Raw genomic sequence first — 5,861 nt, forward strand, 5'->3', positions numbered from 1 at the left:
CCCCCAGCACCGTGACGCCTATGGCCGCGGCCACCGCCGGATTGATGACGGTGAGCGTGGCGAGCGGGGCCGCGAGGCCCGCGCCGCGGTAGGAGGCCTGGGAGAGCAGCAGGCCGGTCGAGGCGAAGAACGCGACGGCGACCAGGGCCGTGGGGAGGGAACGCGTCTCGTGGGACGACCAGTCCTCCGCCGCGGCCTTGGTGAAGACGGAGGCGAAGCCGAAGGCGACCCCCGACGCGGAGGCCAGCACCACGCCCCGGACGACCGGCCCGCGTACCCAGCGCGCGGTGAGGACGAGCACGGCCATCGCGCACAGCCCCACCACCGCGAGGACGGGGCGCAGGCCGCCGTCGAGGGTCTCGGTGCGCGGCGGCCCGGTCAGGGACAGCAGCGCGGCCAGCCCCCCGGTGGCCAGCAGCGCGCCGCGCCAGCCCACGGCTCCGACGGGTCTGTGGAAGAACACCGCGGCCAGGGGCAGGGCGAACACGATCGTCAGCGCGCCCAGCGGCTGCACCAGGCTCAACGGGCCGAGGGCCAGGGCCAGCACGTGCAGCCCGGCGCCCACGCCGGTCAGCCCCACCGCACCCCACCAGCCGGGACGGCGCAGCGGACTGCCCGTGCCCGTGGCGGCCACTCGCTCCTGCACGATGGCGGCCGCCCCGTAGCACAGCGCGGACACCAGACACAGCAGCACCGACAGTACGAGCGAGTTCACGTCGCCCCTCGCCGTTCCGTCCCGAAGCCCTTCATACCCTCCACCATGCCTCGGGAGGGCGGCCGCGTCGTCGTACCTGAGTACGGACCGAGGGGTACTACAGATGGAGTACAAGGGCGTCCGCCCCGGAGGGAACCGGTCCGGGCCCCTGGTTTCCCGGGATCCGGAACACCGCCGTCCCCGATTAGTAATATTTACATTTATTTCCCGTATAGCGCCACTGTCGGGAAATCCCGTTGAAAACCGGCACGGACCTCTGAACCCTCATAGGCGGGGCAATTCTCGAAAACGGGGGTTCAAGAAATGCATCGCCACGTTACCGTCATCGGTGCCGGCATGGCCGGACTGGCGGCGGCCTGCGAACTGGAAAAGCTCCGGTTCAGTGTCACGATATTCGAGGCGGACAACAGGGTCGGCGGCCGCGTCCTGACGCACCGATTCGGCTCCGGGCCGGGCGCGCCCGCGGTGGAACTCGGCGCCATGCGCATCCCGGACCAGCACCGGCGCACGCTGGAATACATAGAGCGCGTACGGCTCGACGACGAGATCCGCGCATTCACCACCCTCCTCTCCGAGGAGAACGCGTTCCTCGCGACCGGCGGCGGCTTCGTCCGCGTCCGTGACGCGTCCCCGACATTGTGCGAGAACTTCCGGCGGGAGTGGGAGAGGAACGATCCCGGATTTCCCGGACGGCACCGCGACTTCACCGACGGCACCATCGCCTTCGGCGCCTGGCTCACCGCGATCGTCGACGCCGTCGCCCCGCCGGACCTGCGCGAGGCGCTCCGCGCGGACCTGCGCCGCGAGCTCCTCGACCGCATCGAGCGGATCGGCCCGGGGCCGTGGCTGCCCGGCGCGGGCGGCGGCAGGGTCGACCTGCACGGGCTCTTCGCCGCGCACCCGGAGGTCCGCGCGGGGTGCAGCGCCCGGCTCGACAGCTTCCTCGACGACATCCTCACCGAGACCGGTCCGTCCCTGCTCCGGCTGCGGGGCGGCATGGACCAGCTGCCGCGGCGGCTGGCGCGCACCATGCGCTCCCCGGTGGTCTGCGGCCGCGAGGTCGTCCGGATCGACGTGCGCGAGCACGACGTACTCGTCCATGTGCGGGCCGGTGACCAAGTGCTCGTCCAGGCCAGCGACTTCGCCGTCTGCACGGTGCCGTTCCCCGCGCTGCGCCGCATACGGCTGACCGGGGTGGACGCGGACAAGCTCGCGGTCCTGAACGAGGTGGTCTACTGCCCGGCGACCAAGGTGGCCCTGCACTGCCGGGAGCCCTTCTGGCAGCGGCAGGGCATCAGGGGCGGCGCGTCGTTCACCGCGGGCGCCATCCGGCAGACCTACTACCCGCCGGTGGAGGGCGACCCGGCGCGCGGGGCCGCCCTGCTGGCCAGCTACACCATCGGGGACGAGGCGGGCCGGCTGGGGCGACTGTCCGAGGGCGAACGGCACCGCGTCGTTCTCCGGGAGCTGGCGGAGGTCCACCCCGAGCTGCTGGAGCCGGGCATGGTGCTCGGCGCGGTCAGCACGGCCTGGGGCACGGAACCGGGGACCGTCGGCTGCGCCACCCGCTGGGGCAAGGACGCCGCCGCCTGCGAGGAGGAGCGGCTGCGTGCCGCGCGCCCGGCGCACCGCCTGTTCTTCGCGGGCGAGCACTGCTCGACGGCGCCCGCGTGGATCGAGGGGGCGATCGAGTCGGCGCAGCGGGCCGTGGCGGACCTCACCGCCTTCGACGGCACGCGCCGCCGCACCCCGCTGCGGACGCCGCTGGAGGTGGCCGGATGAGCGTGTTCGACCTGCCGCGCCTGCACTTCGCGGGCACGGCGACGACGAAGCTGCCGACCGGGCCGCGCTGCGGGCGCGTCGACCTGGCCGCCCAGCGGGCGCTGACCGACGAGGGCCCCTTCCCCGCCGACCGCCCGGCCGCCGAGTACCACGCGTACCTGGAGTCGCTCGGCCCGCGCTTCGGCGCGGACGGACGGCCCTCGCCCGAGGGCGCGTTCAGCCTCGCGAAGGGCTGGAACTTCGACGGCAACGGGCACTTCTGGATGGACGCGGAGATCACCGCCGTGGAGGACCCGGACGGCCGCCGGGACACCGGCGACCCCGCCGTCGGCCGCAGCGTCGACGTCTGGGGCCACTACAACGAGTACCTGCGCACCACCGTCAACCGCGCCCGGATCTTCGACCTCGACCCCGCGTCGCGGTGGACCGCGGCACTGATGGTGGGCCGGTTCTCCCTGGGACGCCTGGGGCGTTCGCACGACGACGGCTATCTCGTCACCGGCTCCGTCAGCGGGACACAGCCGCCACGCTGGACCGACTTCGGGCACATCCTGGACGTGGGCGAGCACCTGCTGGCGCCCCAGCTGCGCTACTGCGCCGTGCACCAGTTCGCGATCGCCCGGGACGAGGAGCTGGAGTGGCTGCCGTCCGCCGCCGTCTCCCCCGCCGTGGCCGCCCTGCGCGCGGCGGTGGACGGCGGCGGGGCCGACGGCATCGTCGTCCGGTTCGCGCTGGACAACATGGCCACGCCCCTCGCGCCCGACCGCCCCAGCCACTGGCGGGTGCGCGGCACGGTCGCGCCCTGGCACGAGGAGGAGCTGCGGACGTACCCCGCCGGACGGCTGCTCGTCCCGGCGGCCGGGGCGCGGCACCGGCTGCATCACCTCACGGTCGCCGTGGCGGACGGGCGGGCGTCCTTCGACATGGTCTCCGCCGTGCCCCTCACCTCCCGGGCGGAGCACGCGGGCCCCGGTCCGCTGCACCGCCTCGGGCCCCCGGTGGACGCCGGTGACCTGGAGCTGCGCACCGCCGCGACCGGGCGGCTCGTCGCCCGCGTGCCCGCGGGCGCGTACCCGGGCGACGCGACCTCGGGCATCGTCACCGTGCCCGCCGAGCCCGGCGGGCGGGCCGTGGCGGACGAGGCGCTGTGCCTGACGGGGCTGCTGCCGGACGGGCGGCGCGCCACGCTGCTGACCGAGAAGGAGGTCAACGTCCAGAGCGACGAGGCGTTCGCCGTCCTGCACCACCGCGACGGGGCGCGCGGCCTCGACCACGCGGTCCAGGTCCCGCTGCGCAGCTACGTCCGCGGCCGCCCGGCGAGCGCCGGGCCGGTGCGCGTGCGGCAGTACGCCAACCCCCGCGCCCTGCCCGGCGACACCGTGGCGGGCGCGCCCGGGGCGCGCTGCGGGGACGCGGTCGTACTGGGGGTACGCGAGGGCGCGGACGGGGCGTACGCGGAGACCGGCACCGTCACGACGGACGCCCGCGGCCGCGGCACGCTCACGCTGCGCGGCGAACGCGCGGGCACCTGCCGGGTCCTGCTCTCCGCGGGCCCTGAAGACCTCCCGGACGTCGACCTGACCGCGCCGGGCTCGGCGTGGGCCGCGTACGACGACGAGGACGCGCTCGGCTTCTGGGCGGGGGCCGGCTGGCTGGCCGTCCGCGTCCTGCCGGACGACTGGCACCTGGACGACGTGCCCTCGGCGAAGGTGGACTTCGACCTGCTGCACCGGGAGGTCTTCGCCTACTACGAGCACACGTCGACGTTCATGAAGTCGGAGGTGTTCAGCCTCGCCGACCGCTGCAAGGTGGCCACCTACGCCGAGCTGATCTGGCAGATGTGCGATCCCCGCAACAAGGCGAGGACGTACTACATGCCGCCGACGCGCGACCTGACGGACCCCAAGGCGCGGCTGCTGCTGGCCTACCTGCGCAACCAGCAGGAACGGCCGCGGCCACCGCTGTTCGTCCCGGCGGCGACCGCAGGCGAGCGGCCCGCCATCCGTACGCGGGGAGAGCTGTGGGCCGTGCTCAAGCAGGCGGCCGCGCTGGAGCTGGCGGTCATGCTCCAGTACCTCTACGGGGCCTTCTCCGTCCCCACCCACGGCGCGGGGCGGGAGCTGGTGCGGCGCGGGCTGTGGACCGAGCGGCAGCTGGCACTGGCGTGCGGCGGCGGAGGGGAGACCGCCGACGACGGCATCCGCGGCAGCCTGCTGGCCGTGGCCCGCGAGGAAATGATCCACTTCCTGCTGGTCAACAACATCATCACGGCGATGGGCGAGCCGTTCCACGTCCCGGCCGTCGACTTCGGCACGGTCAACAGCCTGCTGCCGGTACCGCTCGACTTCGCCCTGGAGCCGCTCGGCATCGGCAGCGTGCAGCGGTACATCGCGATCGAACAGCCCGCCGGTCTCGCCCCGGACGTCCGGAGCGGGACCGCCGGACGGCGCGCCGCTCCCCCGGCGGCCGCCTCCGGCTTCACCTGGAACTCGGTGAGCGAGCTCTACGCGGGCATCCGCGAAGGGCTGCGGCGCGTGCCCGGCCTGTTCCTGGTGGAGAAGGGCCGGGGCGGGGGCGAGCACCATCTCTTCCTGCGCAGGTCCGTCGAGGCCGCGCACCCGGACTACCAGCTGGAGGTCGACGACCTGTCGAGCGCGCTGTTCGCCGTGGACGTCATCACGGAGCAGGGCGAGGGCGGGGTCATGGGCCCGGACCGCCCGCCGGAGGAGTCGCACTTCCGTACGTTCCTGCGCATGGGCGAGGCGCTGACCACCGAGCGCACGGAGGGCCCGTACGGGCGGCTGCTGCCGTGGAACCCGGCCTACCCGGCGCTGCGCAACCCGACCCTGGGCACCGGGGACGGGACGAAGAGCGAGGTCACCGACCCGGAGGCGCGTGCCGTCATGCGCGTCTTCAACCGCTCGTACGAGCTGATGCTGCACCTGATGGTCCAGCACTTCGGCGAGAGCCCCGACGGCAGCCTGCGCCGCTCGAAGCTGATGAACGCCTCCATCGACGTCATGACCGGCATGATGCGCCCGCTGGCGGAGCTGCTCGTGACCATGGAGTCGGGACGCCACGGCCGGACGGCGGGGCCCTCCTTCGAGCTGGAGACGCGGCCCGTGTGCGGGCCCCGCCCGGACGTGGCCCGCCGCTCGCTCGCCCTGCGCTTCGCGCATCTGGCCGCGGCAGCGCGCCGGACCGCCGCAATACCGGCTCAAGTATCCGAAATGATGGAGTTCTACGCGGAGTTCTTCCGCCGGGAGGGGGAGCGGTGACGGGACATCCGTACGAGACGGCCTCCCCGGCCGCGCGCGACGGCCGGGGCCACGGAGCACCACGACGCCCCGGCCCGGCCGTCGCG

At 73.9% G+C, this 5,861-nt stretch carries 3 protein-coding genes; 2 read left to right on the plus strand and 1 reads right to left on the minus strand.

What is annotated here, in order from left to right; all coding sequences use genetic code 11:
• On the minus strand, positions 1-715 hold a 715-nt coding region (locus K6I34_RS29795), incomplete at its 3' end, for a DMT family transporter (protein WP_229330632.1).
• Between the two features lie 303 nt (positions 716-1,018).
• Between K6I34_RS29795 and K6I34_RS29800 the strand changes: the two genes are divergently transcribed.
• Together K6I34_RS29800 and K6I34_RS29805 are read left to right on the plus strand one after the other, a co-directional pair.
• Positions 1,019-2,497, plus strand: a complete 1,479-nt coding sequence (locus tag K6I34_RS29800; protein WP_229330633.1) for an NAD(P)/FAD-dependent oxidoreductase — start codon at positions 1,019-1,021, stop codon at positions 2,495-2,497.
• Positions 2,494-5,775 (plus strand): ferritin-like domain-containing protein, encoded by a 3,282-nt coding sequence (locus K6I34_RS29805; protein ID WP_229330634.1) that lies wholly within the window; start codon positions 2,494-2,496, stop codon positions 5,773-5,775. The genes K6I34_RS29800 and K6I34_RS29805 overlap by 4 nt, the downstream gene beginning before the upstream one ends.
• The last annotated feature ends 86 nt before the right edge of the window (positions 5,776-5,861 follow it).

Origin of the sequence: Streptomyces sp. UNOC14_S4, from assembly GCF_020740835.1 — a bacterium.
GTDB lineage: Bacteria > Actinomycetota > Actinomycetes > Streptomycetales > Streptomycetaceae > Streptomyces.